Consider the following 26,346-nt stretch of genomic DNA (forward strand, 5'->3'; position numbering starts at 1 on the left):
GCCGATGGAGCGATAACTATCCGATCCATCCCGTCGCCAGCGCGTTCGCCAACTCCGGCTGACCGTTGCGGCGAGCGAGCGCGGCCATCGCCTCGTGATCGTAGACGACATGGCGGAACGTGATCTGCCAGGCACCATCGGTGAGCTCGAGGATCGCATAGCGCGCGTGCGGCGTACCGGCCTCGACGACATGCGGGAACGGATGCTTGTCACGAAAGCCGGGGCCGCCGACGCTGCCGGGATTGACGATCAGCCTCCCGTCGCGAAGTCGCACGGCACGGGCGAGATGGGTGTGGGCGCACAGGATCAGCGATTGCGCAATGCCTTGCGCAAACTGCTCGATGCGATCGAGCGGCGACAGCGCCACCGCGCCGTCGGGATGCACGATATCGAGCCAATAGACTTCGTCATTGTAGGGCGTCGCATGACACATGAAAACCTGCTCGCGAAACACGCGCGTCATCGGCTGCGCGCGCAGCCAGTCGAGTTGCGCGGCATCGAGTGCTGCATGGGCCGGACGATCCCACGAGCCCATCTTCTCCGGAGGACGGTCGAGCAGATAGCGATCGTGGTTGCCGAGCACGTGCACGGCATCGAGCTGCATCAGGATCTCGATGGTGCGGCGCGCATCGAGCGGGCCGCTCAGCATGTCGCCGAGATTGACGATCTCGGAGACGCCTTGCGCGCGGATGTCGGCGAGCACAGCTTCCAGCGCGAGGTAATTTCCGTGGACGTCGGCAATCGCTGCAAAACGCATCGGCATTTCTCACTCTATCGTGCCCCGGCTCTGCGGAGCAGCGTTGCACGCTGCACCGCGTCCGGGACAAGAGGAATCATACAGGAGGCGTGCCGTTGATGGCGAGCACGTGGCCGGCGAGATAGAGCGAGCCGGTGATCAGGATGCGCGGCGGCACTTCGTAGGCGAGCTTCGCCAAGGCGCGCAGTGCGGCCTCGACGCCGGGCGCGGGCTCGACGCGCATGCCGAGGCTGCGGGCGGCATCCGTGAGCCGGTCGACCGGCATGGCATTGTCGGTGTCGGGAATCGGCACCGCGATGATGTGGCGGGTCAGACCGGCGAAATTGGCGAGAAAACCCTGCGCGTCCTTGTTGGCCATCATGCCCGCGATGACGACCAGCGGCCGCGACACCCGCTCTTCGAGATCGCCAAGCGCGGCCGCCGCAACGCGGCCGCCTTCCGCATTATGGCCGCCGTCGAGCCAGATCTCCGATCCCAGCGGCCCCCAAGCGAGCAGCTCTCCAGACGCAATGCGCTGCATCCGCGCCGGCCATTCCGCACCGACGATCCCGGCCTCGAACGCCGCCTGGTCGATCTTGAAGGCGTTGGTGGCCCGCAGCGTCGCGATCGCAAGGCCGGCATTGTCGAACTGGTGGCGGCCGAACAGGCGCGGCGCGGTGAGATCCATCAAGCCGCGCTCATCGGAATAGACCAGCCGCCCGTGCTCGACATTGACATGCCAGCTCTCGCCCGCGGCAAACAACGGCGCGCGCATCCGCTTCGCCTCCGCCTCGATCACAGCCATCGCCTCAGCCGACTGCTCGGCGCAAACCACGGGCACGCCGCGCTTGATGATCGCAGCCTTCTCGCCGGCGATCGACGTCAAGGTGTCGCCGAGGAAATCCATGTGGTCCATGCTGACAGGCGTGATCACGCAGGCCGCCGGCGCATCGATGACGTTGGTTGAATCAAGTCGGCCACCGAGGCCGACCTCCAGCAGAACCACATCGGCGGGGTTCTGCGCGAACAGATGAAATGCAGCCGCCGTCTTGAGCTCGAACAGTGTGGCCGGCTCGCCGGCATTGACACGCTCGACCTCTTCCAGAGCCGCGCGCAACTCGTCGTCACCGACCAGCACACCGCCCCCGACGCGGCCGAGCCGGAAACATTCATTGATGCGAACGAGATAGGGCGACGTGTAGGCGTGGACGCGCAGGCCGGCGGCCTCCAGCGTCGCGCGCAGATAAGCGAGCGTCGAGCCCTTGCCGTTGGTACCGGCGATGTGGATCACCGGCGGCAGCTTGCGCTCGGGATGACCGAGCCGGTCGAGCAGGCGGTGCATCCGCTCCAGCCCGAGATCGATGCGTTTCTGATGCAGGGCCGACAGCCGCCCGATCAATTCGCCGAGCGGCGGCTTTGCGCGGTCAGAGGAAGCGTTCACGCGTGCGGCGCGGCCGGCGCCGTTTCGGGAGCCGATACGATCTGTGCCGGGCTCACGACCGGCTGCACCGGTTTCGATGCGCTCTCCAGCGCCGGTGCCCTGGTCAACAGCCGGCAGAGCCGCGCCAGGGTCGGGCGCAATTCGTGGCGATGCACGACCATGTCGACCATGCCGTGCTCCTTGAGATATTCGGCGCGCTGAAAACCTTCGGGGAGTTTTTCGCGAATGGTCTGCTCGATCACGCGCGCGCCGGCAAAACCGATCAGCGCGCCCGGTTCGGCAATCTGCACGTCACCGAGCATCGCATAGGACGCGGTGACGCCGCCGGTGGTCGGGTTGGTCAGCACGACGATGTAGGGCTGTTTCGCTTCACGCAGCATCTGCACCGCCACCGTGGTGCGCGGCATCTGCATCAACGACAGGATGCCTTCCTGCATGCGCGCGCCGCCTGAGGCGGCGAATACGATGAAGGGCGACTTCTTCTCGACCGCGAGTTCAAGCCCGCGCACGATAGCTTCGCCCGCGGCCATGCCGAGCGAGCCGCCCATGAAGTCGAAATCCTGCACGGCGACGACCACGGCGGCACCTTCGAGCTTGCCGTAGCCGACGTTGATCGCGTCGTTGAGGTTGGTTCGCGCGCGGGCATCCTTGATGCGGTCGACGTATTTCTTCTCGTCACGGAACTTGAGCGGATCGGGCGTGACGTCGGGCAGCGCGACGTCGTACCAGGTCTCGTTGTCGAAAATCGACTTCAGACGCGCCACCGCGTTCATGCGCATATGATAGTTCGAGCCGGGGATGACGAACTGGTTGGCCTCGACGTCCTTGTAGAACACGAGCTGTCCGGAATCCGGGCACTTGATCCAGAGATTCTCCGGCGTCTCCCGCCGCAGCATGTTGCGGATCTTCGGCCGGACCACATTGGTAAGCCAGTTCATGGTTTGCTCCGATGTGCGATCCCGCCTGGGGACCACCTGAAGGGATATATGGCGGCCGGACCCCGGCCCGGCAAGCCGCCGTATCGTCCGCCTTGCTCGTCCGCCTTGCTCGTCGGACTTGCTCGTCGGACTTGGCAGCGGAATTAAGGCCTATTCCGCCGCCTGTTGCGCGCCTTTGACGCCCTGGGCCAGGGCCGCCGTCAGCTCGGCGACGGCGTTGACGGTTTTGCCGGTGGCGTGCCCGTCCGCATCGAGGCTGTTCTTGAGGGCATCGACCAGCGCGGTGCCGACCACGGCGCCATTGGCATGCGAGGCAATCGCGCGGGCGGTCTCCGGTGTACGGATGCCAAAGCCGACGCAGACCGGCAGTTTTGTATGCCGCTTGATGCGGGCAACTGCCTCGCCGACGGCCGTGGAGTCCGCGGCCGCAGCGCCGGTGATGCCTGTGATAGAGACGTAGTAGACGAAGCCCGAGGTGTTGGCGAGCACTGCGGGCAGCCGCTTGTCGTCGGTGGTCGGCGTCGCCAGGCGGATGAAATTGAGGCCGGCCTTCATCGCGGGCAGGCAGAGCTCGTCGTCCTCCTCCGGCGGCAGGTCGACGATGATGAGGCCGTCGATGCCGGCGCTCTTCGCATCACCTAAGAATTTGTCGACGCCATAAATGTAGATTGGGTTGTAGTAGCCCATCAGCACGATCGGCGTGGCATTGTCGTCCTTGCGGAAGCCGCGCACGAGATCGAGCGTCTTCTTCAGCGTCATGCCGGCCTTGAGCGCGCGCAGGCCTGCCGCCTGGATCGACGGACCGTCGGCCATCGGGTCGGTGAAGGGCATGCCGAGCTCGATCACATCGGCGCCCGCTTTCGGCAGCGCCTTGATGATCTCGAGCGAGGTGGCCGGATCGGGATCTCCGGCCATCAGGAAGGTGACGAAGGCCGAGCGGCCGGCTTTCTTCAGCTCGGCGAAACGGGTGTCGATACGCGTGGTCACTTGCTCTTGCCCCTCAGGATGTCGCCGACCTGCGGGACGTCCTTGTCGCCGCGGCCGGAGAGGTTGACGACCATCAGGTGATCTTTGGTCCGCTTCGGCGCGAGCTCCATCACCTTGGCGATGGCATGCGCCGGCTCGAGCGCGGGGATGATACCTTCCAGCTTTGACAGCAACTGGAACGCTGCGAGGGCCTCGTCGTCGGTCGCGGAAAGATAGTTCACGCGGCCGATCTCGTGCAGCCAGGAATGCTCGGGGCCGATGCCGGGATAATCGAGGCCCGCCGAGATCGAATGCGCGTCCTGGATCTGGCCGTCGGCATCCATCAGGAGATAGGTGCGATTGCCGTGCAGCACGCCGGGACGGCCGCCTGCGATCGATGCCGCATGCAGTTGCGTCAGCCCGTGGCCCGCCGCTTCGACGCCGAAGATCTCGACGGTGGAATCGTCGAGGAACGGATGAAACAGGCCCATCGCGTTGGAGCCGCCGCCGATGCAGGCGACCAGCGAGTCCGGCAGGCGGCCTTCGATCTCCTGCATCTGCGCCTTGGTCTCGTTGCCGATGATCGACTGGAAGTCGCGCACCAGCGTCGGATAGGGATGGGGACCTGCGACCGTGCCGATGCAGTAGAAGGTGTTGTGCACGTTGGTGACCCAGTCGCGCAGCGCCTCGTTCATGGCATCCTTCAGCGTGCGCGTGCCCGACTGCACTGGAATGACCGTTGCGCCCAGCATCTCCATCCGGATGACGTTGGGCTGCTGCCGCTCGACGTCGACGGCGCCCATGTAGACGATGCATTCCAGGCCGAAGCGCGCGCACAGAGTCGCGGTGGCAACACCGTGCTGGCCGGCGCCGGTCTCGGCGATGATACGCTTCTTGCCCATGCGCCGCGCCAGCATGATCTGGCCGAGCACGTTGTTCACCTTGTGCGAACCGGTGTGGTTGAGCTCTTCGCGCTTGAGATAGATTTTGGCGCCGCCGAGATGTTCGGTCAGACGCTCGGCGAAATAAAGCGGCGAGGGCCGGCCGACATAATTCTTGAGATAGCCGTTCATCTCGGTCTGGAAGGCCGGGTCGGCCTTGGCCTCGGTGTAGGCTTTCTCCAGATCGAGGATCAGCGGCATCAGGGTTTCGGCAACGAAGCGTCCGCCGAAAATGCCGAAATGGCCGCGCTCGTCGGGGCCGCTGCGATAGGAATTGGGTTTTACAACATTCATCGGACGCTCAACTCTTGACTTGCATCTTGGCTTGCGCGCGCGGCGCGAATGAAGGCCTTGATCATCTCGGGGTCTTTCACGCCCGGGGCGCTCTCGACACCGGAGGAGACGTCGACACCACCGGCCCGGGTGACGCGAACGGCTTCGGCGACGTTGCCGGCGCCGAGGCCGCCCGAGACCATATACGGTAACGCAAGCTCCAGGTTTCCGAGCAAATGCCAATCGAACGGTGCACCGAGGCCGCCCGGCCGAGTCGCGTCCTTCGGTGCGCGCGCGTCGAACAGGATGCGTTCGGCCACCTCTGCGTAGCCGGGCAGCACGGCGAGATCGGCTGACGTTGCGACTGGCACGACCTTCATCACCGGGCGATCGAACCGTTGCCTGATGTCGCGCAGCCGGGCCACGCTTTCCGTGCCATGAAGCTGAAAAATGTCCGGCGACAGCGCGTCCACGATGTTGTCGAGCGTGGCGTCGTCGGCATCGACCGTGAGGGCGACCTTGAGCGCGCGCCGCTTCACCTGGCGGCCGAGCTCCCGGCCGGCTTCCAGCGACAAATGCCGCGGCGACGGCGGAAAGAACACAAAGCCCACCATGTCGGCACCCGCCTCGAGCGCCGTTTCGAGCGTCTCGGGCGTGGACAGGCCGCAGATTTTGACGAGCAAGGACATGTTCTCGACGGATATGGGCTCAAAGCAAATGGAGGCCGCAGGTCCGCGGCCGGAAAACGGGCTTTTCGGTTGCGGCCGCTTCTACAACGTCGCGCGCTGCTTGTCTCGCCCGACGGGCCCGTAAAGCCCCATCCCGGAGGGAACGGGGAGGCGCTGGGACTCAGGCCTTGCTGCGGCCGCCTGGGCCCGCAGATCGGCCAGCTCGCTTCGCGCGGCCCGGGCATCCGCGTCATGCCGGCGCGCCGCACGCCGCCAGTGCCGCTGCCCGAACCAGACGGCACACCCGCCGACGAGGACCCCGAGCGCAGCCACCACGATCAGGAGCAGGAACAGCGGCAGCGTGACCGAGAATGACGGTTCGTTGGCAACGAAGGGATCGAACGAGACCGTGACGAAATGCCGGTTGGCGACGGCAAAGACCATCAGGATCAGGCCCAGCGGAATTACGACCAGCGCGGTCAGGAATTTTCGCATCTCGGCTCGCTCGCCTTGAATCAAGGTGCGGCCGCATCGCTCGCGACCGCAGGAAACCCTGAGGTGGACCTCAGTCTGGCGCGCCTGGATCCGGATGGTCGCGATTCAGCCGTTCGCGCATTTCCTTGCCGGTCTTGAAGAACGGAACGCTCTTCTGATCGACAGGCACATGGGCGCCGGTGCGCGGATTGCGCCCTGCGCGTGCAGGGCGATGCTTGACCGAGAAGGCACCGAAGCCGCGCAACTCGACGCGATCACCGCGCGCGAGAGCCGCTACGATCTCTTCGAGAATCGCATTCACAATGTTCTCGACATCCCGCTGGTACAGATGCGGGTTGTGCTCGGCGATACGCTGAACAAGTTCGGATTTGATCATCGAGAGATAGGACCCGGGAGCGTGCGGACGACCATTTCCGTGAAAATACCGTGATCTGTCAAGACGCTAAATGAAGGTTGAGCGTCGTGAAAATACGTGACAAATGCCGAAAAAGCGGGCTGGCCCTGCACGCGCCGAACGGGAAAACCCTCTGGAGTTCGCCCGGTTCCGGTCAGTTCGACGCCGCCGGCTGCCACAAGGCGAGCATTCCATCCATTCCGAGCCGATCGACCGCCTGTGCGACGCCGGTTTGTCCGATTTGATGCGCAATCGAGCCTAAACCCAGTGCTTCCAGCGTCACTGCGGCCGCCGTCTTGAGGAACGGCAGATCGCTGAAGCGCGGCTGCAGCTTGTAATCGCGCACGGAGAGCCCCTTCTTGACGCCCTTCTGCTCGACCAGCCAGGTCACCGCGGTCTTCTCGTCGCCGATCTGATCGATCAGCTTGAGATCGATGGCCTGGCGTCCGGTGAAGACACGGCCATCAACCACTTTCTCGAGCTGCGTGTCATCCATGCCACGCCGTTCCTTCACCAATCCCTTGAACCAGGCATAGGAATCCTTCACCAGCGCATCGAGCGCCGCCCGTGCCTCGGGGCTGGTCGGCTCGAAACCGTTGGGCGCGGCCTTCAGCGGCGTGGATTTTACCTCCTCGACCTTGACGCCGACGGTCTTCAACAGCTCCGAGACGTTCGGGAATTGGAACAGCACGCCGATCGAGCCGACCAGCGAGCTCTGCTGGGCGATGATGTGATCGCTGGCGATCGCGGTGATATAGCCGCCGGAGGCGGCGAGGCCTTCGACGACCACGACGAGCGGCTTCTTTGCCTTCAGCCGTACAAGCGAATCATAGAGCTGCTCGGAGCCGGCGGTGGTGCCGCCCGGCGAATTGACGTGAACGATGACGGCGGCAGCCTGCGAATTCTCCAGCCGCTCGAGCGCCTGCGTGCGATCGGAATCGCTGCGGATCAGGCCGTCGATCTGGACCCGCGCGATCGAGCCGGCGGACGCGAACGTGCCGCGCGCACCCGGCGTCGCGACCAGCGCGAAGCCTGCGATCGCGGCGATCGCGATCAGCGCGGCCAATACGCGCCAGAACGTCAGCTTGCGGCGGATCCTGCGGCGATCGACGATGATGTCCGAATCGAGCGACATCTCAGTATCTCCAAATGAAAGGCCAGGCGCGTTGTGCCGTCGCAGCGTGACCATTGGCTTATCTGGATACATCAATTGCGGCGCAATTAGAAGAAAACAAGGCCGGCAGCGGCATGGGCCCCGGCGTAGCGACACACTCATTGTCGTCCCGGCCTTCGCCGGGACGACCAAGCTCAACAAAAAAAGCCCCGGCTTGCGCCGGGGCTTTGATGCAGCGAAACCTGCGTTTCGCTTACTTGGTGTCGCGGTTCTTGAGCGCGGTGCCGAGAATGTCGCCGAGCGTTGCTCCCGAATCGGAGGAGCCGTACTGCGCGATGGCTTCCTTCTCTTCGGCGACTTCGAGCGCCTTGATCGACACCTGGACCTTGCGGGCCTTCTTGTCGAACTGGATCACGCGGGCATCGACCTTCTCGCCGACGGCGAAGCGTTCGGCACGCTGATCGTTGCGGTCACGGGCGAGCTCCGAGCGCTTCACGAACGTGGTGAAGTCAGTCCCGGTGATCTTCACCTCGATGCCGCTCTCCTTCACGTCGATCACTTCGCAGGTCACGACCGCGCCCTTCTTGACATCGCCCGGCTCGGCGAAGGGGTCGCCTTCGAGCTGCTTGATGCCAAGCGAGATGCGCTCCTTCTCGACGTCCACATCGAGCACCACGGCCTTCACCATGTCGCCCTTCTTGTAGTTGTCGATCACCTGCTCGCCCGGCTGCTTCCAGTCGAGGTCGGAGAGATGGACCATGCCGTCGACGTCGCCCTCGAGGCCCAGGAACAGACCGAACTCGGTCTTGTTCTTGACTTCGCCCTCGACCGTCGAACCGGTCGGGTGACCTTCGACGAAGACCTCCCACGGGTTGCGCATGGTCTGCTTGAGGCCGAGCGAGATGCGGCGCTTGACGGAATCGACTTCCAGCACCTGCACTTCGACTTCCTGCGAGGTCGAAACGATCTTGCCGGGGTGCATGTTCTTCTTGGTCCACGACATCTCGGAGACGTGGATCAGGCCTTCGATGCCCGGCTCGAGCTCGACGAACGCGCCGTAGTCGGTGATGTTGGTGACGCGACCGGTGAAGCGGGCACCCAGCGGGTACTTGGCTTCGATGCCCTGCCACGGATCGTCCAACAGCTGCTTCATGCCCAGCGAGATGCGGTGCGTCTCGTGGTTGATCTTGATGATCTTGACCTTCACGGTCTGGCCGATCGAGAGCACCTCGGTCGGATGGTTGACGCGGCGCCACGCGATATCGGTGACGTGCAGCAGACCGTCGATGCCGCCGAGATCAACGAACGCACCGTAATCGGTGATGTTCTTGACCACGCCGTCGATGACCTGACCCTCTTCGAGATTCTGCACCAGCTCCTGACGCTGCTCGGCGCGAGTCTCTTCGAGAACCGTGCGGCGCGACACGACGATGTTGCCGCGGCGACGGTCCATCTTGAGGATCTGGAACGGCTGCGAGTTGTTCATCAGCGGCGCAACGTCGCGGATCGGACGGATGTCGACCTGCGAACGCGGCAGGAAGGCCACGGCACCGTCGAGGTCGACGGTGAAGCCGCCCTTGACCTGGTTGAAGATGACGCCGTTGACCTTCTCGTTGTTCTGGAAGGCCTTCTCGAGCTTGCCCCAGCTCTCTTCGCGGCGCGCCTTGTCGCGCGACAGCACGGCTTCGCCGAGGGCGTTCTCGATCCGATCGAGGAACACTTCCACCTCGTCGCCGACCTTGAGCTCGCTGTCACGGCCGGGGCCGGAAAATTCGCGCAGGGCAACGCGGCCCTCGGTCTTCAGGCCGACGTCGATGACGGCCATGTCCTTTTCGATTGCAACAACCTTGCCCTTGATGACTGAGCTTTCCTGCAGGTTGCCGCCTGCGAAGGACTCGTCGAGCATCGCGGCGAAATCGTCGCGCGACGGGCTATAGGTATCAGCAGAAGTCGAAGCCATTTGTTCTCCAGTTGCGGATGTCGTGCCGGCCGTTGGGTTCTTGGGCGCACCGTACGCGCAGTGTCGGAAGGTCCGCAGAACCTTCGAGCGACCGCTCGCTGCTCCGACCTGGAGGGCGGAACAGCGGAAGCGGGCCGGCTGAGGCCCGCGCATTCGATACGTGGAAATCTTTTGTCCGGAACCTGGATCGCGTCGGCCCGAGCAGGGACCGAGAGTATCGACCTCAAAGAGCGGGAGCGGGCGCTTCCTCCAATGACGGCAGCGGCTTAACCCCGCGACCGGCCCGCTCGGACGGCCTCGATAATGTCGATGGCGGCCCGGACGCCGCCTTCTATATCCAGTTGGGAGTTATCTAGCAAGTAAGCATCCGCGGCCGGCTTCAAGGGCGCGATCGCCCGGTTCTTGTCGCGTTCGTCGCGCTGGATGATGTCGGCGAGCACGGCCGCCTCGTCGGCCTCCTCGCCCCGCGCCTTGGCCTCCATGGTCCGGCGGCGGGCGCGGACCTTGGGGTCGGCCACGACGAAGATCTTCACGTCGGCATGGGGGCAGATCACGGTTCCAATATCCCGACCGTCGAGCACGGCGCCGGGCGGATCGGCGGCGAATTGCCGCTGAAAGCTGACCAGGGCCTCGCGCACCCTTGGGATCGCCGAGACGATGGAGGCGCCCTCGCCGGCCTTCTGGGTCTTCAGGGCGGGATTGCCGAACTTTTCAGGATCGAGTTCCAGCGCCGCAGCGACCGCCGCCGCCTCGTCCCGGAGATCATGACCGGACTGCATCAGGGAATAGGCCACCGCGCGATAGATCACGCCGGTATCGAGATGACGGTAGCCGTAATGGTGGGCAAGACGCTTGCCGAGCGTGCCTTTGCCCGACGCCGCGGGCCCGTCGATGGCGATGATCATGAAAACTCGGCCCCAAGCGAACGCATCATCGGAATGAAATCCGGGAAACTGGTGGCGATGAAGGCGGTGTCATCGACGGTCACGGGCTGGTCGGAGGCGCAACCCATCACCAGCGCGGACATCGCGATGCGATGGTCCATGTGGGTGGCCACAACGCCGCCGCCGGGAACGTGGCCGCGGCCTTCGACGATCAAATCGTCGCCGGAGACCTCGACCTTGACGCCATTGACGCGGAGCATGGCGGCGGTGGCTTCGAGACGGTCGGATTCCTTGACGCGCAGCTCCTGGAGGCCGCGCATGATGGTCGTGCCCTCGGCAAAGGCGGCCGCTACCGCCAGCACCAGATATTCGTCGATCATCGACGGTGCGCGCTCCGGCGGCACTTCCACACCGCGCAATTTCGAGGCGCGTACGCGCAGCTTCGCCATCGGCTCGCCGGCGTCGCCGCGAACTTCGCTTTCCTCGATCGAGGCACCCATTTCGCGCAGCGTGGTGAAAAGACCGGTGCGCAGCGGATTGGTCATGACGTCGGACAGGACGATTTCGGAGCCTTCGACGATCAGCGCAGCAACGATGGGGAACGCCGCCGATGAGGGATCGGCGGGCACGATGACGTTGGCGCCATGCAGCTCAGGCTGCCCCACGAGCGTGATACGGCGGCCGTGCTGACCTTCCTGCACCGAGGTGATCTCGGCGCCGAAATGCTTGAGCATCAGCTCGGTATGGTCGCGACTGGCCTCGGTCTCGATGACCGTGGTGATGCCGGGCGCGGCCAGGCCCGCGAGCAGCACGGCTGATTTGATCTGGGCCGAGGCGACAGGCGTCTTGTAGGTGATCGGCAGCGGATCGCCCGCCCCCTGGACGGTCAGCGGCAGACGGCCGCCCTCGCCGCCGGAAACGACCTTCGCACCCATCTTTTCCAGCGGATCCAGGATCCGGCGCATCGGCCGGCTGCGCAGCGAGGCATCGCCGTCGAAAATCGCAGAGATCGGGCAGCCCGCGACGGCGCCCATGACGAGCCGGCAGCCGGTGCCGGAGTTGCCGAAATCGAGCGGCGCTTTGGGCTCCGCGAAGCCTGCGACACCCACGCCGTTCACCTTCCAGGCGAAATCTCCGGTGCGCTCGACCCTGGCGCCAAGTGCCTGCATGGATTTGGCGGTGTTAAGGACGTCCTCGCCCTCCAGGAGGCCCGAAATCCGCGTCTCTCCAACCGCGAGCGCACCGAGGATCAGGGCACGGTGGGAGATCGACTTGTCTCCGGGCACCCTGACTTTCCCGGTCAGGGGACCGCTGGCGCGCGACTGGAGCGGCGTCGGCTTGTCGGAATCGGTCAAGTTTGTGTCCTTGGATAGGCCCGAAACGTCCCAGCGGGACTCGCGGGGCAGGTACCACATGGTCTCCCCGCCGTCACGGGCATGTCGTTCTCCCGCAATGCGCTATTGACAGCGGGCCGCCAACTAGCCAAGTGAAGCACCGCTTTTCAGACATTTCCAGGATTCCTCTGCCGTGGCCAAGTCCGAACTCGGAACTAAACGTATTTGCCCGACCACGGGCAAAAAGTTCTATGACCTCAACAAGAATCCGGTGATCTCGCCTTATACCGGTGAAGTCGTGCCGATCGCGCCCATCGCGCCGGCTCGCGCACCCCGCGGCGCCGAAGCCCGCCACGCAGCCGCTGCCGCCGACGCCGCGCCGGAGCCGGCGGAGGTCGAGGAGGTCTCGCTCGAGGAGGCCGATGCCGAGGAGAACACCGGCAAGGTCAAGGCCGTCGTGCCCGAATCCGAGGACGACATCGAAGTCGATGAGACCATCGAGGACGATGACGACGACGATTCGACCTTTATCGCCGACGACGAAGAAGGCGATGAGGACGTCACCGACATCATTGGTGATGTCGGCGGTGACGAAGAGACTTGAGATAATTCCAGAACTGTGGTTCTGGGTCTTTCCCGACGCGTCGCCCAAGGCGCGTCGGACGGTTAAGGGGCCATAGCTCAGCTGGGAGAGCGCTTGCATGGCATGCAAGAGGTCGGCGGTTCGATCCCGCCTGGCTCCACCAGCCTTCGCTGGCTTCGCCAGCTACGGCTCGGCAAGCCAGCTCCGCTCCATCGTAGCGAAGCTAGCGAAGGCTGCCGCGGCGTAGCCCGAAGGGCGAAGCCGGGCTTCAGCAGATCAGAAGCGGATGTAAGCTCTCCCTCGATAACCGGGGAGTGTGCTGTGAAGTACGTCTACATCCTTGAAAGCCTCGATTCCCTCCACTTCTATGTCGGGATTACCGACGATCTGCGCGCCCGACTGACAAAGCACAATGCTGGCGAGGTGCCCCACACCTCGAAATACGGGCCTTGGCGTCTCAAGACTTACGTTGCGTTCAGCAACGAGAAGCAAGCCGTAGCATTCGAGAAGTATCTGAAGTCAGCGTCCGGTCGCGCTTTCGCGAAGAAGCACCTCTAACCCCTACTCCCCGATCGCCGCATTCAACCGATCGCGCAACGCCACAATCTCGTCCTTCATCGCGACCAATTCCGAGACCGAGCAGTCCGATGCCGCCAGGATCGATTGCGGCACGGCGCGCGCCTTGTCCTTCAGGGCGTGGCCCTGTGGGGTCAACGCGATCAGCACCTGACGTTCGTCCTCGCTCGAGCGGGTGCGCTTGACGAGATGGGCCGCCTCGAGCCGCTTGAGCAGCGGCGTCAGCGTGCCCGAATCCAGGTGCAGCTTCTCGCCGATGCTCTTCACCGGCACGTCGTCGCGCTCCCACAGCACCAGCATCACCAGATATTGCGGATAGGTCAGGCCGAGCCGGTCCAGCAGCGGCTTGTAGACGCGGTTGAAGGCATGCGCGGCCGAATAGACCGCGAAGCAGATCTGGTTGTCGAGGCGCAGCGGCGCGTCCGCTGCCGAATGTTTCCGGGGCATGGAGAATCTCACGAGGCTTTTCTCATTCTGGGGCCGGCCATCGCCACATTCAATTGCGAACAATTAAATGTGAGACGCCGCAATTTCAATTGTGTGCAATCTAATTGTTTGCGATAAAGATCCTACCCACCCCAACACAGGGAGACGAGAATGTCAGTGAACGTCCTCTACAAGACCAGCGCAAAGGCCACCGGCGGCCGCGACGGCCATGCCGCGACCCTCGATGGCGCGCTCGACGTCAAGCTCACCACGCCGAAGGAGCTCGGCGGCGGCGGCGGCGCCGGCAACAATCCCGAGCAGCTGTTTGCGGCGGGCTATGCCGCCTGCTTCATCGGCGCGATGAAGTTCGTGTCCTCGCAGGGCGGGCCGAAGGTTCCGGCCGACGCCTCTGTGACTTCCACCGTCGGCATCGGCCCGCGCGCGGCCGGCGGCTTCGGTCTCGACATCGACCTTGCCGTCTCGCTGCCGGGCCTCGCCCGCGCGGAAGCCGAGGCGCTGGTCGAGAAGGCGCACCAGGTGTGCCCGTATTCCAACGCGACGCGCGGCAATGTCGACGTTCGCCTGACGGTCGTCTGATCGGTTAGCTGAAGCGGCCGGCCCGGAATTCCCTCGGACCGGCCGCTTCCCTCGATTTGCCATCCCACGGTATTGCGGCAACCGGCCTGCATGAGGCCCTACGCAGGAGGCCATTGCCGGCTCAGACGAACCTCGCTAGGCCTGTGATCAATATCGACACAGGGGACGCGAAGGCATGACTGAAGCCGCCAGTTCTGGAGCTGCCACGGGCGCAATGAGCGGCCTGCGCGTCATCGATCTCACGCGCGTGCTCGGCGGTCCCTATTGCACCCAGATCCTCGCCGACCACGGCGCCGACGTGATCAAGGTCGAGCCGCCCGCAGGCGACGAGGTGCGCGACTGGGGCCCTCCCTTCCACGAGGAGGACGCGGCCTATTTCATCGGCATCAACCGCAACAAGCGCTCGATCGGCCTCGACCTCGCCTCTGAGGGCGGCCGGACCGTGCTGCTCAAGATGCTGGAGAGCGCCGACGTCCTGATCGAGAATTTCAAGCCGGGCACGCTGGAGAAATGGGGCATCGGCAACGAGGTGTTGCGGGAGAAATTCCCACGCCTCGTGCATTGCCGGATCTGCGGCTTCGGCGCCGACGGCCCGCGCGGCGGCAATCCCGGCTATGACGCCATCATCCAGGCCATGACCGGCATGATCGCGGCGACCGGCTCGCCCGAGAGCGGACCGATGCGCATCGGCGTGCCGCTGGTCGACATCGGCACCGGCCTCTATGCGGCGATCGGCATCCTGATGGCGCTGTCGGAGCGGCAGCGTTCGGGCCAAGGCCAATTCCTGGAGACCACGCTGTACGAGACCGGTCTCGCCATCATGTATCCGCACACCGCGAATTATTTCATGCATGGCAAGCCGCCGTCGCTCACCGGCAACGAGCATCCCAACCTCGTGCCCTATGCGATCTTCCCGACCAAGACCGACAACATCTTCATCGGCGTCGGCAATGACGGCACCTTCCGCAAGCTCGCCAAGGAGATCGGCAAGCCCGAGCTCGGCACCGATCCGCGCTTTGCGCGCAACAAGGACCGCATCGCCAATCGCGAGGCACTGCGGGCCGAGCTCGCCGCCGTGTTCAGCCAGCACGAGGCCGAGCCGCTGTGCAATCGCCTGCTCGCCGCGGGCCTGCCCGCAGGGCCCGTGCAGAAGATCGACCAGGCGTTGACCAACCCGCACACGATCGCGCGCGGCGATATCATCGAGAAGGATTGGTACAAGGGCGTGGCATCCCCGATCCGGCTCGATCGCAGCAAGCCGAGCCTGCGGCGCCTGCCGCCGAAATTCAGCCAGCACGCAGCCGAGGTGTTGGGCGAGTTCGGCTACTCCAGGTCCGAGATCGACGCGATGGTCGAGCAGGGCACGGTCTGCGGACCCGAGCGCAAGCGCTGAGATAAGACGAAGATCGAGCCTCACCGCAGGTGCGCTCCCTCGCCCGCTTGCGGGAGAGGGTTGGGGAGAGGGCGTCGCCGCAACGGGACAATCCCCAAGCGGAGAGAGCCCTCACCCGCGCCTTCGGCGCGACCTCTCCCGCAAACGGGAGAGGTGTTCGAGCCCGCAGCGGCATCGGCGATCTTCCACTGCCATTCCGCGATGACGTCCAATGCCGCACTGCGGTGCGGGCGCTCTGTGCGCCGCGAACGGAGGACGCCGCGCGCGCGGCATTCGCCTATTTGACAGCTTCCCTTTTCCAGCGCTTGCCGCTTTCGTTTCGGCCGCTTACACAGTCATGTGAACGTCATATGGCGCTGCTAGCGCAAGCGATCATTTTTGACGGCCCAAGAGAACGGCCAAGGGAGGTTTACTTGATGGCTCTTAGACAGTTTGGAGCGGCTGCCGCTATTGCACTCACGGTAGGACTATCGGCCTCGCCGGTCTTGGCCGCGACCGAAATCCAGTGGTGGCACGCGATGACCGGCGCCAACAACGACGTCATCGTCAAGCTCGCCAACGACTTCAATGCCGCGCAGAGCGACTACAAGGTGATCCCGACCTACAAGGGCAACTACGCTGACACGATGAACGCGGGCATCGCGGCGTTCCGCGCCGGCAACGCGCCGCACATCATGCAGGTGTTCGAGGTCGGCACCGCCACCATGATGGCCGCGACCGGCGCTGTGAAGCCCGTCTACAAGCTGATGGCTGAGGCCGGCGAGAAGTTCGATCCCAAGATCTACCTGCCCGCCATCACCGGCTATTACTCGACTTCGAAGGGCGAGATGCTCTCGTTCCCCTTCAACTCGTCGTCGACCGTCATGTGGGTTAATCTCGACGAGCTGAAGAAGGCCAATGTCGCGATCCCAAAGACCTGGCCCGAAACGTTTGAGGCCGCCAAGAAGCTCCATGACAACGGTCATGCGACCTGCGGGTTCTCCAATTCCTGGGTCACCTGGGTCAATCTCGAGCAGCTCTCCGCCTGGCACAACATGCCGCTGTCGAGCAAGGCCAACGGCCTCGACGGCTTCGACACCAAGCTCGAGTTCAATGGTCCGCTCCAGGTCAAGCATCTCGAGAAGCTGGTCGAGCTGCAGAAGGACAAGACCTACGACTATGCCGGCCGCACCAACACCGGCGAGGGCCGCTTCACCTCGGGCGAATGCCCGCTCTACCTGACGTCGTCGGCGTTCTTCGGCAACGTCAAGGCGCAGGCCAAGTTCGCCTTCACCGCGGTGCCGATGCCGTATTATCCCGACGTGAAGGGCGCGCCGCAGAACTCGATCATCGGCGGCGCTTCGCTGTGGGTGATGGGCGGCAAGTCGGCCGAGGAATACAAGGGCGTCGCGAAGTTCCTGACCTTCCTCTCGGACACCGATCGCCAGGTCTATATCCACAAGGCCTCGGGCTATCTGCCGATCACCAAGGCGGCCTACGCCAAGGCGAAGGAAGAAGGCTTCTACAAGGACCAGCCCTATCTCGAGACCCCGCTGCTCGAGCTGACCAACAAGGAGCCGACCGAAAACTCCCGCGGCCTTCGCCTCGGCAACATGGTTCAGCTGCGAGACGTCTGGGCGGAAGAGATCGAGCAGGCGCTCGCCGGCAAGAAGACCGCCAAGCAGGCGCTGGATGCAGCCGTCGAGCGCGGCAATACCATGCTGCGTCAGTTTGAAAAGACCGCCGTCAAGTAAGGCGATCAGCGGCAGGCCGATCATCTCGGCCTGCCGCTCCGGGGCATCATGCAAAAGCAAGCCATTTTCCAATCAAAGCTGTTGCCATACGCGCTCGTTGCGCCGCAGCTCGCCATTGTCCTGATATTCTTCTACTGGCCGGCCCTGCAGGCCGTGATCCAGTCCTTCCTGCAGCAGGACGCCTTCGGTCTGTCGACCACCTTCGTCTGGTTCGAAAATTACATCGAGCTGTTCGGGGATACCGCCTATTTCGAGGCGATCGTCCGAACGTTCTTCTTCTCGTTCGCGATCGCCGTCTCGTCGCTGTCCTTCGCGCTGCTGCTCGCCGTGATGGCGGACAAGCCGCTGCGTGGCTCGATGCTCTACCGCACGCTCCTGATCTGGCCCTATGCGGTGGCGCCGCCCGTGGTCGGCGTGCTCTGGATCTTCATGCTGCATCCCTCGCTCGGCGTGCTCTCGCGCTATCTGCGCAACATGGGCATCGACTGGAATCCGCTGCTCGACGGCGACCAGGCCGCGGCGCTGATCATCCTCGCCGCCGCGTGGAAGCAGATCTCCTATAATTTCCTGTTCTTCCTCGCCGGCCTGCAGGCGATCCCGAAGAGCGTGTTCGAGGCCGCCGCGATCGACGGTGCCCGTCCGATGCGGCGGTTCTGGACCGTGACCTTCCCGCTGCTGTCGCCGACCATCTTCTTCCTGCTGGTGGTCAACATCGTCTACGCCTTCTTCGACACGTTCGGCATCATCGACACCATGACCCGCGGCGGTCCCGGAACGTCGACGGTCACGCTGGTCTACAAGGTCTATTCCGACGGCTTGCTCGGCGGCAATCTCGGCAGCTCGGCGGCGCAGTCGGTCATCCTGATGGTCATGGTCATCGTGCTCACCGGAATCCAGTTCCGCTTCGTCGAACGCAAGGTGACCTACTGATGGTCGAGGAAGAGGGCTTCCGGCGCTACATCGCCCACATCATCCTCTGGATCGGGATCGCGGTCGTCGCCTTCCCAGTCTACATCGCGTTCGTCGCCTCGACCCAGGACAACGCGCTGATCGCCAACGGGCAGATGTCGCTGCTGCCGGGCGGTCATTTCTTCGAGGTCTACTACCAGACCATTTTCGTCGGCACGAGCGGATCGACCCGCGAGCCCGTCGGCAACATGATGCTGAACTCGCTGGTGATGGCGCTGCTGATCGCGGTCGGCAAGATCGCGATCTCGATCATCTCCGCCTATGCGATCGTCTATTTCCGCTTCCCGTTCCGGATGCCGATCTTCTGGATCATCTTCATCACCCTGATGCTGCCGGTCGAGGTGCGCATCTATCCGACCTACAAGATCGTCGCCGATCTGCACATGCTCGACAGTTATGCGGGCCTGTCGCTGCCGCTCATCGCCTCGGCCACCGCGACGCTGCTGTTCCGCCAGTTCTTCATGACGGTGCCGGACGAGCTGCTGGAGGCCTCGCGCATCGACGGCGCCGGCCCCTTGCGCTTCTTCTGGGACACGCTGCTGCCGCTGTCGCGCACCAACATGGCGGCGCTGTTCGTGATCCTCTTCATCCTCGGCTGGAATCAATATCTCTGGCCGCTGCTGATCACCACCCGCGACGACATGCAGACCATCCAGGTCGGCATCCGCAAGATGATCACCACCACCGACGCGCTGACCGAATGGCCGATCGTGATGGCGACCGCCGTGCTTGCGATGCTGCCGCCGGTGTTCGTCGTCGTCGTGATGCAGAAATTGTTCGTGCGCGGACTCGTGGAGACGGAAAAGTAAATCCCATGGCTAACGTCACCCTGCGCAACGTCCGCAAGACCTATCCCGGCGGCTTCGAGGCCATCAAGGGTGTCAACGTCGATGTCGGCGACGGACAATTCTGCGTGCTGGTCGGACCCTCCGGCTGCGGCAAGTCGACCTTGCTGCGCATGGTCGCCGGTCTCGAGACCGTCACCGGCGGCGAGATCGACATCGGCGGCCGCGTCGTCAACCAGATCGAGCCCGCCGATCGCGACATCGCGATGGTGTTCCAGAACTACGCGCTCTATCCGCATATGAGCGTCTTCAACAACATGGCCTACGGCCTGCGCAACCGCGGCATGAAGGAGGCCGAGGTCAAGAGCCGCGTCGACGAAGCCGCGCGCGTGCTCGAGCTCACCTCGATGCTGGAGCGCAAGCCGCGCCAGCTCTCCGGCGGCCAGCGCCAGCGCGTCGCCATGGGTCGCGCCATCGTGCGCCAGCCAAAGGTGTTCCTGTTCGACGAGCCGCTGTCCAATCTCGACGCAAAACTCCGCATCGCGATGCGGGTCGAGATCCGAAAATTGCAGCGCCGGCTCAACACCACGTCGATCTACGTCACCCACGACCAGCTCGAGGCGATGACGCTCGCCGACATTCTCGTGGTGATGAATGGCGGCCAGGTCGAGCAGGTCGGCAATCCGCTCGCGATCTACGAGAAGCCGGCGACGACCTTCGTCGCCTCCTTCATCGGTGCGCCGCCCATGAATCTGATGTCGATTCGCGCCGACGAGATCAAGTCGCAGCTGGGCAGCACCGACGCCGGAATCCTCGGTATTCGCCCGGAGGACTTCGTCATCACCGACCAGACCCCCGCCGGCGGCGTTGCCTTGCCGCTCACCGTGGAAGCGATCGAGCGCGTCGGCGCCGAAACCTTCGTCTACGGCACGCGGGCTCAGGACGAGCAGCGCATCGCCGCCAATCCCGGCGAGCTGCCGCCCGGCGAGGTCATCGTCCGCATTCCCGGCTCGGAGGCGCCGCCGATCGGCGCGAAGATCCGCGTCGCAGCGATGCGCCAAAAGCTGCATCTGTTCAGCGGCGACGGACGGACGCGGATCGAGGCCTGACCGGTTCCACGGGGCCGTCGTCAAAAAACGCGAAAACAACCCCATGCACAGTAGAAGGGGGTTTGTTTTCGTTGAGAAAAATCGCGCCGCAAATTAGTCGTGCCGCGCTTGTCGCAGGCGTTTCGCGCCATGACGGCAAGTCAGCCTTTGTGCATGGCAGAGCGGGTGAGCTGCCAATCCACAGCCCCCGGCTACGTCCTTGAACCCACACGCGGATATGCCCATATTGCTGATCAAGGGGTGCCTGTACGGGCCCTGATGCACCAAAGTCGCTTCGAGAGGACTTTGTAAACTATGTCTCGTGTTCCCACGCTTTCCAGTCCGTTCCTTCTGGGCTTCGACGAGATCGAGCGCGTGCTCGATCGGGTCGTCAAAGGCGCCGACGGTTACCCTCCTTACAATATCGAGAGGTGCGACCGGTCGGAGGGCCAGCCGGAGCGTTTGCGAATCACGCTGGCGGTCGCCGGATTCACCCGCGACCAACTCGATGTAACCATTGAGGAAAACCAGCTCGTCATTCGCGGGCGGCAGCAGGACGACAAGACCCGGCAATACATCCATCGCGGCATCGCCGCGCGCCACTTCCAGCGCACCTTCGTGCTGGCGGAGGGGATGCTGGTGCTGGGTGCGGATCTGAAGAACGGATTGCTGGCGATCGATCTTGCCCGGCCGGAACCGGAGAGGATCGTTAAGACAATCGCTATCAATGAGCACGAATAATGGAACGAGTAGCGGACTCGACCGCTTAGTTTCTGTGAAGGAGTCGAGACCATGAGTGAAGGTCACGTTGCGTTCGAATACGAAGCCAAAAACGTCTCGCCGGAGACGCTGGCAACCCTCGGCGAAGGCCATATCGCCTATGTGAAGCAGATCCGCTCCGAGGATGTGCCGGGCCTGTTTCCCGAAGCGCCGAAGATCGCGCCGGGCCTCAAGCTCTTCGCGCTCCACGCCGCCGACGGCACGCCGATCATGCTGACCGACAGCCGCGAAGCCGCCATCGCCAACGCCTGGAGCAACGAGCTGCAAGCGGTGAGCGTGCACTGAGCACGCGCACGTCGCACGTCGCACGAATAGAGTTTCAAGCGGGCATGCCTTCGCAGGAAGGCGTGCCCGTTTTTATTCGGCTGATGAAGTTTCCACGTCATCACTGCGAGCGCAGCGAAGCAACCCAGGATCTTCCCGTGGAGGCAGTCTGGATTGCTTCGTCGCAAGAGCTCCTCGCAATGACGGAGTCGAGAGCGCGCGGCTCCGCCATCACTTCACAAAGCCAAGTCCTTCGCGCGCCGTGTCCACGGCCCATTTGTCGCTCAGTGGCAGCGCGAGCACGCTGTTGAAATCCGCGCGCGCATGTTTTGGGTCGGACATCATCATGTAGAGGAGAGCGCGGTTGACCAGGGCGAGCTGGCTTTTCGGATCGAGCCTGATCGCCTCGTTGTAGTCGGCGAGCGCGCGATCGTGCTGTCCCATGTCCCGAAACAGACCGCCGCGACTGCTGTAGGCTCCCGAATTCTCCGGCCGTAATCGGATCACTTCGTCGAAATCGGCAAGGGCGCGTTTGTCGTCGCCCTTCCTGTGCAGGACGACGCCGCGAACGAGATAGGCCTTCTCGAAAGACGGCGTAATCCTGGTAACTTCATCCAGCTCCCGGATCGTGTTGTCGGCATCATCCTTCTTCAGGAACACCATGGCCCGGCAATAGTGGCCGCCGGCCCTTCCGGGCTCGAGGCGGACGGCGCTGTCGCAGTCGTCCAGAGCGGCATCGATCTCGCCCTTGTTGAGGCGAACGGTGCTTCGCAACTCGTAGGGCCAGGCGGCGGCCGGATTGCGTTGCATCGCCTCGCTGTAATCGGCGACGGCGTGATCGGTGTCGCCCTTCGCTGCATACACCTCCCCTCGCATGACGAGCGCGCGGTAAGCCTGCTTGGGGCTGCGTTCCATGGCCTCGGTGAAGCCGGCGATCGCGCGATCGAAATCGCCCCTGCTGAAATACGCCTCGGCGCGCGAGGTGTAGGACGCCCCATAATTTGGGTCGAGGCGAATGGCCTCGTTGTAGTCGATCATGGCGTGATCGCGATCGCCTTTGGCAGAATAGGCGCGCCCGCGGCAGTGATAGGCCCGCCCGAAATTCGGATCGATCCGGATCGCGGCGCCGCAATCCTCGAAGGCGCGATTCCAGTCGTGCTTGATGTAGTAGGCTTCGCCGCGGAGCTCGTAAGCGACCGCATTGGTCGCATCGGCTGCAATGATCTCGGTCTTCTCCGCGATGACGCGGTCGTTGGACGCCTCGTCGGCGCGGGCCACGGCGGTGGCGACAATGGTGATGGAGCAAAGCAGACCAAAAACTCGGCCGATCGAACCGCAAATCATCTCGCAAAATCCCCGCGCCGAAACCGTGCCGGAGACGAAATATCGCAGCACCCGGCTGCCCAATAAGTCGCAGACGGCGCTGCGTCGGTTCGAGAGAGAAAGGGTTACGCCGCAGTTGCCGGCGGCAGCGCCAGCACGGAATAGATCGCCTGGGCATCGCGCGAGGCGCGGAGCTTTTTGGCGATGTCCTGGTCGCGCAGCAGGCGGGCGATGCGGGCGAGCGCCTTCACTGCTGGCTATCAGCCGAAAGGCGACGAGCCACGCTCAAATCTCAGGCGCGCTCCATTCTAGATCTGCCTGATAGTCGATATCACCATGCAAAATAGCATCACGGCTCCCCACCCGAGTGCGACCCAGTAGAAGCACACGGAGGCGCCGAAAACCGTCTCGTTGCTTGCGCGGGTCACATAGCCGTTGCGACTCCAGACCTTTCCCTTGGTACTCGCAAGCCGCAACTGCCAAACCACGCTGGCCAACCATCCGAGCATGCCAACGAGTACGAGGAATTCAATCAAGCACCAGCCCCCTTGCGAAGCCTGTGAGACATGCCCCAGTCACTGCGGCTCCAAACTTTCCCCTGGAAAGCGTCGGCAAATCTGGTCGATGAAATAGAGCCACATACGAACGCGTGGCTATAGCCTATTACGCCGCCGTCGCCGGCGGCAGCGCCAGCACCGAATAGATCGCCTGCGCATCGCGCGAGGCGCGGAGCTTTTTGGCGATGTCCTGATCGCGGAGGAGACGGGCGATGCGGGCAAGCGCCTTGAGGTGATCGGCGCCGGCGCCTTCGGGGGCGAGCAGCAGGAAGACGAGATCGACCGGCTGGCCGTCCATCGATTCGAAATCGATCGGACGATCGAGGCGGGCGAACAGGCCGAAGATCTTTTCCAGCTTGGGCAGCTTGCCGTGCGGAATCGCAACGCCGTAGCCGACCGCGGTGGTGCCGAGCTTCTCGCGTTGCAGGAGCACCTCGAACACGGACCGTTCGTTCTGCCCGGTCAGCTCGGCGGCCTTGGCCGCGAGTTCCTGAAGCGCCTGCTTCTTGCTGTTGACCTTCAATGCCGGGAGAATCGCCTCGGGCGCGACCAGATCGGTAATCGGCATGGAAGTCTTCCGAGGTGAATGAAAACGTCAGGTTCCGAATTGGCCAGCCTGGACAAAGAACCTGGGCGGGCCGACGTCGAGAAGTTGAAGCAGGAGGCGGACTTAGCTCGCCCCTGATGTGGGGGGCTTCTACTCCAACGCAATCCCGGTGCCAACTCCCGCGTGCAGCTTTGCCCCGGTCATTGTTAAGGCGGAAAGAGGCCCCGGCGCCGGGCCGCAGGGTGTCGCCCAGCGGCCTCAGGCCTTGCCGTCCGCCTTGACCTCGGCCTTGGCCCCTGGGGGGTCGATCCAGCCGACATTGCCGTCCGCCCGGCGGTAAATGATGTTCACCCGGCCCGAGGAGCCGTGCTGAAACACCAGGCAGGGCGCCCCGCTGAGGTCGAGTTCCATGACCGCTTCGCTCACGGACAGCGGCTTCAGCGAGGTGGTGGCCTCGGCGATGATGACGGGGCTGTAGCCGGTGATTTCGTCCTCGTCCTCACCTTCGCCCGGGGCCTCCAGCACGTAGCTGGTGGCATCCATGGCGGCCAGCGCCGCGGAGGCGACATGGGCCTTGCGGGCGGAGCGGTCCTTGAGCCGGCTCTTGTAGCGCTTGAGCCGCTTCTCGATCATCACCAGCGCCTGGTCGGCACTGGCATAGGCGTCCGGTGCGTTCGAATCGGCCTCGAGCGTGATTCCCGAATCGAGATGCAGCGCGCAGTCGGTGCGGAAACCGAAGCCGTCCTTGCTCAGCGTGATGTGGCCGGAATAATTGCCGTCGAAATATTTGCGCAGGACCTCTTCAGTCCGGTCGGTGACGCGGCCGCGCAGGGCCTCGCCGACGTTGACGCTCTTTCCCGAGATGCGGAGAGTCATGTGAACCTCGCTTGGTCCGTGCCTGGCCTGGATTTGGGCCCGATAGCAGATCGAGAGTAGCGCGATTTGGCGCCGGCGCAATCAGGCCGGTTCGGGATTGCGGGAGCGATCGGCCATGGCGGTGGAGAGGACGTTACCAAGAGCGCTCTGCTTGTCGCGACGGCGTTGCACCGAGGAAGGAATGCGCATGGCTTCGCGGTACTTCGCGACCGTGCGGCGGGCGATATCAATGCCCGAGCCGCGCAAGCGTTCCACGATGGTGTCGTCGGACAGGATCGCGGACGGCGCCTCCGCATCGATCAGCAGCTTGATGTGGTGACGCACGGCTTCGGCCGAATGCGCCTCGCCGCCATCGGCCGAGGCGATCGAGGCCGTGAAGAAATATTTCAGCTCGAACGTGCCGCGATTGGTCGCCATGTATTTGTTGGCGGTGACGCGCGACACCGTGGATTCATGCATCTGGATGGCGTCGGCGACGGCCTTCAGATTCAGCGGTCGCAGATGCGCCACGCCATGGGTGAAGAAGCCGTCCTGCTGGCGCACGATCTCGGTTGCGACTTTCAGGATGGTGCGGGCGCGCTGGTCGAGCGCGCGCACCAGCCACGTCGCGTTCTGAAGCGCGTCGGTGAAATACGATTTGTCGCCGTCCTTGCCGATCTTCTTCGAGAGCTGCGAATAGTAGGTCTGGTTGACCAGCACGCGCGGCAAGGTGTCGCTGTTGAGCTCGACATGCCAGCCGCCGTCGGGACCCGGGCGGACATAGACATCGGGCACCATGGTCTGGAGCCGCGCCGTACCGAACTTCATGCCGGGCTTGGGATTGAGCCGGCGGATCTCGCCGATCATGTCGGCGATGTCCTCGTCGTCGACGCCGCAGAGCTTGCGCAAGGCCGCGACGTCGCGCTTGGCGAGGAGATCGAGATGCTCGACCAGGGCCTGCATCGCGGGATCGTAGCGGTCGAGCTCGCGGAGCTGGATCGCCAGGCATTCGCTCAGATTGCGCGCGCAGACGCCGGGCGGATCGAATTTTTGCAGCACGGCAAGAACGTTCTCGACATCCTGTTGCGATGCGCCGAGCCGTTCGGCGGCCTGGCCGAGATCCGGGGGCAAATAGCCGGCCTCGTCGACGAGGTCGATCAAATACTGGCCGATCATGCGCTGCGCGGCCCCGGTGAAGGCAACCGAGAGCTGCTCGGCGAGATGGTCGCCGAGCGTAATCTCCGCGGCGACGAAGGCTTCGAGATTGTAGTCCTCGTCACCGGAGGCGCCGCCGCCCCATTCGGTATAGGTGGTCGGCGCCGCATCCTGGGCGTTGCGCGCGGCCGCCTCGGCCGGTTCCTCGGAGAAGACGTTGTCCAGGCCGGTGTCCATGGTCTGCTCGATCTCGGCGCGGGTGCCGAGATCCTTGCTCATCCACTCTTCCTGACCGGGCTCGAAGGCTTCGCCCGGGCCGCCGCCGGGCTCGTCGTTGTGGCCGCCGTCGCTGTCATTGAACTGGCCGGTCTCGGCCGGCCCCTCGCCCGCAGGCGGCTCGTCATTGGCCCGTTCCAGCAGGGGGTTACGCTCGAGTTCCTCTTCGACGAAGGTCGTGAGATCGAGATTGGACAATTGCAGCAGCTTGATCGCCTGCATCAACTGCGGCGTCATGACCAGCGACTGCGATTGCCGGAACTCTAATCTCTGCGAAAGCGCCATGAAGCAAGAA

27 protein-coding genes, 1 tRNA gene and 1 pseudogene are annotated in these 26,346 nt (G+C 63.9%); 11 read left to right on the top strand and 18 right to left on the bottom strand.

Annotated features, from left to right (window positions below; all coding sequences use genetic code 11):
- Positions 1-16: 16 nt before the first annotated feature.
- The 12 genes from BRA1417_RS0104045 to aroA form a co-directional block, all read right to left on the bottom strand.
- Entirely contained in the window at positions 17-757 is a 741-nt protein-coding gene (locus BRA1417_RS0104045; protein WP_027514716.1) for a metallophosphoesterase, read from the bottom strand.
- Between the two features lie 76 nt (positions 758-833).
- Entirely contained in the window at positions 834-2,177 is a 1,344-nt protein-coding gene (locus BRA1417_RS0104050; RefSeq protein WP_027514717.1) for a folylpolyglutamate synthase/dihydrofolate synthase family protein, read from the bottom strand.
- Positions 2,174-3,115, bottom strand: a complete 942-nt coding sequence (accD, locus tag BRA1417_RS0104055; RefSeq protein WP_027514718.1) for an acetyl-CoA carboxylase, carboxyltransferase subunit beta — start codon at positions 3,113-3,115, stop codon at positions 2,174-2,176. Before accD ends, BRA1417_RS0104050 begins: the two co-directional genes overlap by 4 nt.
- A gap of 150 nt (positions 3,116-3,265) precedes the next feature.
- Positions 3,266-4,102, bottom strand: a complete 837-nt coding sequence (trpA, locus tag BRA1417_RS0104060; protein WP_027514719.1) for a tryptophan synthase subunit alpha — start codon at positions 4,100-4,102, stop codon at positions 3,266-3,268.
- Positions 4,099-5,316, bottom strand: coding sequence for a tryptophan synthase subunit beta (gene trpB / locus BRA1417_RS0104065; protein WP_027514720.1), 1,218 nt, complete (start codon positions 5,314-5,316; stop codon positions 4,099-4,101). Before trpB ends, trpA begins: the two co-directional genes overlap by 4 nt.
- The gene (locus BRA1417_RS0104070; protein ID WP_027514721.1) at positions 5,313-5,984 is read right to left on the bottom strand and encodes a phosphoribosylanthranilate isomerase; all 672 of its coding nucleotides are present in this window, start codon (positions 5,982-5,984) and stop codon (positions 5,313-5,315) included. Before BRA1417_RS0104070 ends, trpB begins: the two co-directional genes overlap by 4 nt.
- A gap of 81 nt (positions 5,985-6,065) precedes the next feature.
- Positions 6,066-6,458, bottom strand: coding sequence for a lipopolysaccharide assembly protein LapA domain-containing protein (locus BRA1417_RS0104075; protein ID WP_027514722.1), 393 nt, complete (start codon positions 6,456-6,458; stop codon positions 6,066-6,068).
- 70 nt (positions 6,459-6,528) lie between these two features.
- Complete coding sequence (locus BRA1417_RS0104080; RefSeq protein ID WP_007598410.1) at positions 6,529-6,834, bottom strand: integration host factor subunit beta; 306 nt, start codon at positions 6,832-6,834, stop codon at positions 6,529-6,531.
- Between the two features lie 172 nt (positions 6,835-7,006).
- Positions 7,007-7,987, bottom strand: a complete 981-nt coding sequence (sppA, locus tag BRA1417_RS0104085) for a signal peptide peptidase SppA (RefSeq protein WP_027514723.1) — start codon at positions 7,985-7,987, stop codon at positions 7,007-7,009.
- Between the two features lie 232 nt (positions 7,988-8,219).
- Complete coding sequence (gene rpsA / locus BRA1417_RS0104090) at positions 8,220-9,926, bottom strand: 30S ribosomal protein S1 (RefSeq protein WP_007598413.1); 1,707 nt, start codon at positions 9,924-9,926, stop codon at positions 8,220-8,222.
- Positions 9,927-10,192: 266 nt separating this feature from the next.
- Entirely contained in the window at positions 10,193-10,831 is a 639-nt protein-coding gene (cmk, locus tag BRA1417_RS0104095; protein ID WP_027514724.1) for a (d)CMP kinase, read from the bottom strand.
- On the bottom strand, positions 10,828-12,225 hold the full coding sequence (aroA, locus tag BRA1417_RS0104100) for a 3-phosphoshikimate 1-carboxyvinyltransferase (protein WP_371259972.1): 1,398 nt from the start codon (positions 12,223-12,225) through the stop codon (positions 10,828-10,830). Before aroA ends, cmk begins: the two co-directional genes overlap by 4 nt.
- 112 nt (positions 12,226-12,337) lie before the next feature.
- Between aroA and BRA1417_RS0104105 the strand changes: the two genes are divergently transcribed.
- From BRA1417_RS0104105 to BRA1417_RS44630, 3 genes are all read left to right on the top strand, one after another.
- Positions 12,338-12,748, top strand: a complete 411-nt coding sequence (locus tag BRA1417_RS0104105) for a TIGR02300 family protein (RefSeq protein WP_027514726.1) — start codon at positions 12,338-12,340, stop codon at positions 12,746-12,748.
- A gap of 66 nt (positions 12,749-12,814) precedes the next feature.
- Positions 12,815-12,890, top strand: a tRNA-Ala gene (locus BRA1417_RS0104110).
- 158 nt (positions 12,891-13,048) lie between these two features.
- The gene (locus tag BRA1417_RS44630) at positions 13,049-13,285 is read left to right on the top strand and encodes a GIY-YIG nuclease family protein (RefSeq protein ID WP_027514727.1); all 237 of its coding nucleotides are present in this window, start codon (positions 13,049-13,051) and stop codon (positions 13,283-13,285) included.
- Between the two features lie 3 nt (positions 13,286-13,288).
- On the opposite strand, the gene BRA1417_RS0104120 is transcribed toward BRA1417_RS44630, so the two are convergent.
- Complete coding sequence (locus BRA1417_RS0104120) at positions 13,289-13,750, bottom strand: MarR family winged helix-turn-helix transcriptional regulator (protein ID WP_027514728.1); 462 nt, start codon at positions 13,748-13,750, stop codon at positions 13,289-13,291.
- A 150-nt stretch (positions 13,751-13,900) separates the two neighbouring features.
- Between BRA1417_RS0104120 and BRA1417_RS0104125 the strand changes: the two genes are divergently transcribed.
- The 8 genes from BRA1417_RS0104125 to BRA1417_RS0104160 all read left to right on the top strand — a co-directional run bounded on the left by BRA1417_RS0104125 (position 13,901) and on the right by BRA1417_RS0104160 (position 21,359).
- Positions 13,901-14,326 (top strand): organic hydroperoxide resistance protein, encoded by a 426-nt coding sequence (locus BRA1417_RS0104125; protein ID WP_007598424.1) that lies wholly within the window; start codon positions 13,901-13,903, stop codon positions 14,324-14,326.
- 175 nt (positions 14,327-14,501) lie between these two features.
- Positions 14,502-15,719 (top strand): CaiB/BaiF CoA-transferase family protein, encoded by a 1,218-nt coding sequence (locus BRA1417_RS0104130; protein WP_027514729.1) that lies wholly within the window; start codon positions 14,502-14,504, stop codon positions 15,717-15,719.
- 416 nt (positions 15,720-16,135) lie between these two features.
- Positions 16,136-17,452 carry a sn-glycerol-3-phosphate ABC transporter substrate-binding protein UgpB gene (gene ugpB / locus BRA1417_RS0104135; protein WP_027514730.1) on the top strand — a complete coding sequence of 439 codons (1,317 nt, stop codon included), beginning with the start codon at positions 16,136-16,138 and terminating at the stop codon, positions 17,450-17,452.
- Positions 17,453-17,500: 48 nt separating this feature from the next.
- The gene (ugpA, locus tag BRA1417_RS0104140; RefSeq protein ID WP_027514731.1) at positions 17,501-18,382 is read left to right on the top strand and encodes a sn-glycerol-3-phosphate ABC transporter permease UgpA; all 882 of its coding nucleotides are present in this window, start codon (positions 17,501-17,503) and stop codon (positions 18,380-18,382) included.
- Positions 18,382-19,230: a sn-glycerol-3-phosphate ABC transporter permease UgpE gene (ugpE, locus tag BRA1417_RS0104145; protein ID WP_027514732.1), complete on the top strand. Its 849-nt coding sequence runs from the start codon at positions 18,382-18,384 to the stop codon at positions 19,228-19,230. The genes ugpA and ugpE overlap by 1 nt, the downstream gene beginning before the upstream one ends.
- Before the next feature lie 5 nt (positions 19,231-19,235).
- Positions 19,236-20,315, top strand: coding sequence for a sn-glycerol-3-phosphate import ATP-binding protein UgpC (locus BRA1417_RS0104150; RefSeq protein WP_027514733.1), 1,080 nt, complete (start codon positions 19,236-19,238; stop codon positions 20,313-20,315).
- A 294-nt stretch (positions 20,316-20,609) separates the two neighbouring features.
- On the top strand, positions 20,610-21,035 hold the full coding sequence (locus BRA1417_RS0104155) for an Hsp20 family protein (protein WP_007598583.1): 426 nt from the start codon (positions 20,610-20,612) through the stop codon (positions 21,033-21,035).
- Between the two features lie 51 nt (positions 21,036-21,086).
- A complete protein-coding gene (locus BRA1417_RS0104160) occupies positions 21,087-21,359 on the top strand; it encodes a DUF1150 domain-containing protein (protein ID WP_007598581.1) in 273 nt (90 codons plus the stop codon).
- Positions 21,360-21,569: 210 nt separating this feature from the next.
- Here the strand turns inward: BRA1417_RS0104160 and BRA1417_RS0104165 are convergent, their stop codons facing one another.
- The 5 genes and pseudogenes from BRA1417_RS0104165 to rpoN form a co-directional block, all read right to left on the bottom strand.
- Positions 21,570-22,733: a tetratricopeptide repeat protein gene (locus tag BRA1417_RS0104165; protein WP_245286140.1), complete on the bottom strand. Its 1,164-nt coding sequence runs from the start codon at positions 22,731-22,733 to the stop codon at positions 21,570-21,572.
- A 53-nt stretch (positions 22,734-22,786) separates the two neighbouring features.
- Positions 22,787-22,912, bottom strand: a pseudogene (locus tag BRA1417_RS43595) (transcriptional regulator); the annotation flags it as partial.
- 412 nt (positions 22,913-23,324) lie between these two features.
- Positions 23,325-23,786 carry a PTS IIA-like nitrogen regulatory protein PtsN gene (ptsN, locus tag BRA1417_RS0104180; protein ID WP_027514736.1) on the bottom strand — a complete coding sequence of 154 codons (462 nt, stop codon included), beginning with the start codon at positions 23,784-23,786 and terminating at the stop codon, positions 23,325-23,327.
- Positions 23,787-24,023: 237 nt separating this feature from the next.
- Positions 24,024-24,641, bottom strand: a complete 618-nt coding sequence (hpf, locus tag BRA1417_RS0104185; protein ID WP_027514737.1) for a ribosome hibernation-promoting factor, HPF/YfiA family — start codon at positions 24,639-24,641, stop codon at positions 24,024-24,026.
- A gap of 81 nt (positions 24,642-24,722) precedes the next feature.
- Positions 24,723-26,336 (bottom strand): RNA polymerase factor sigma-54, encoded by a 1,614-nt coding sequence (gene rpoN, locus BRA1417_RS0104190; protein ID WP_027514738.1) that lies wholly within the window; start codon positions 26,334-26,336, stop codon positions 24,723-24,725.
- Positions 26,337-26,346 lie beyond the last annotated feature (10 nt).

The organism is Bradyrhizobium sp. WSM1417 (genome assembly GCF_000515415.1).
Classification (GTDB): Bacteria; Pseudomonadota; Alphaproteobacteria; order Rhizobiales; family Xanthobacteraceae; genus Bradyrhizobium.

What these genes read in the sequence shown, in the direction of transcription:
- BRA1417_RS0104045 (WP_027514716.1), bottom strand. Translation starts at nt 757, where the DNA reads ATGCGTTTTGCAGCGATTGCCGACGTCCACGGAAATTACCTCGCGCTG.
- accD (WP_027514718.1), bottom strand. Translation starts at nt 3,115, where the DNA reads ATGAACTGGCTTACCAATGTGGTCCGGCCGAAGATCCGCAACATGCTG.
- trpB (WP_027514720.1), bottom strand. Translation starts at nt 5,316, where the DNA reads ATGAATGTTGTAAAACCCAATTCCTATCGCAGCGGCCCCGACGAGCGC.
- BRA1417_RS0104070 (WP_027514721.1), bottom strand. Translation starts at nt 5,984, where the DNA reads ATGTCCTTGCTCGTCAAAATCTGCGGCCTGTCCACGCCCGAGACGCTC.
- BRA1417_RS0104075 (WP_027514722.1), bottom strand. Translation starts at nt 6,458, where the DNA reads ATGCGAAAATTCCTGACCGCGCTGGTCGTAATTCCGCTGGGCCTGATC.
- BRA1417_RS0104080 (WP_007598410.1), bottom strand. Translation starts at nt 6,834, where the DNA reads ATGATCAAATCCGAACTTGTTCAGCGTATCGCCGAGCACAACCCGCAT.
- sppA (WP_027514723.1), bottom strand. Translation starts at nt 7,987, where the DNA reads ATGTCGCTCGATTCGGACATCATCGTCGATCGCCGCAGGATCCGCCGC.
- rpsA (WP_007598413.1), bottom strand. Translation starts at nt 9,926, where the DNA reads ATGGCTTCGACTTCTGCTGATACCTATAGCCCGTCGCGCGACGATTTC.
- cmk (WP_027514724.1), bottom strand. Translation starts at nt 10,831, where the DNA reads ATGATCATCGCCATCGACGGGCCCGCGGCGTCGGGCAAAGGCACGCTC.
- aroA (WP_371259972.1), bottom strand. Translation starts at nt 12,225, where the DNA reads ATGTGGTACCTGCCCCGCGAGTCCCGCTGGGACGTTTCGGGCCTATCC.
- BRA1417_RS0104120 (WP_027514728.1), bottom strand. Translation starts at nt 13,750, where the DNA reads ATGCCCCGGAAACATTCGGCAGCGGACGCGCCGCTGCGCCTCGACAAC.
- BRA1417_RS0104125 (WP_007598424.1), top strand. Translation starts at nt 13,901, where the DNA reads ATGTCAGTGAACGTCCTCTACAAGACCAGCGCAAAGGCCACCGGCGGC.
- BRA1417_RS0104130 (WP_027514729.1), top strand. Translation starts at nt 14,502, where the DNA reads ATGACTGAAGCCGCCAGTTCTGGAGCTGCCACGGGCGCAATGAGCGGC.
- ugpB (WP_027514730.1), top strand. Translation starts at nt 16,136, where the DNA reads ATGGCTCTTAGACAGTTTGGAGCGGCTGCCGCTATTGCACTCACGGTA.
- ugpA (WP_027514731.1), top strand. Translation starts at nt 17,501, where the DNA reads ATGCAAAAGCAAGCCATTTTCCAATCAAAGCTGTTGCCATACGCGCTC.
- ugpE (WP_027514732.1), top strand. Translation starts at nt 18,382, where the DNA reads ATGGTCGAGGAAGAGGGCTTCCGGCGCTACATCGCCCACATCATCCTC.
- BRA1417_RS0104150 (WP_027514733.1), top strand. Translation starts at nt 19,236, where the DNA reads ATGGCTAACGTCACCCTGCGCAACGTCCGCAAGACCTATCCCGGCGGC.
- BRA1417_RS0104155 (WP_007598583.1), top strand. Translation starts at nt 20,610, where the DNA reads ATGTCTCGTGTTCCCACGCTTTCCAGTCCGTTCCTTCTGGGCTTCGAC.
- BRA1417_RS0104160 (WP_007598581.1), top strand. Translation starts at nt 21,087, where the DNA reads ATGAGTGAAGGTCACGTTGCGTTCGAATACGAAGCCAAAAACGTCTCG.
- ptsN (WP_027514736.1), bottom strand. Translation starts at nt 23,786, where the DNA reads ATGCCGATTACCGATCTGGTCGCGCCCGAGGCGATTCTCCCGGCATTG.
- hpf (WP_027514737.1), bottom strand. Translation starts at nt 24,641, where the DNA reads ATGACTCTCCGCATCTCGGGAAAGAGCGTCAACGTCGGCGAGGCCCTG.
- rpoN (WP_027514738.1), bottom strand. Translation starts at nt 26,336, where the DNA reads ATGGCGCTTTCGCAGAGATTAGAGTTCCGGCAATCGCAGTCGCTGGTC.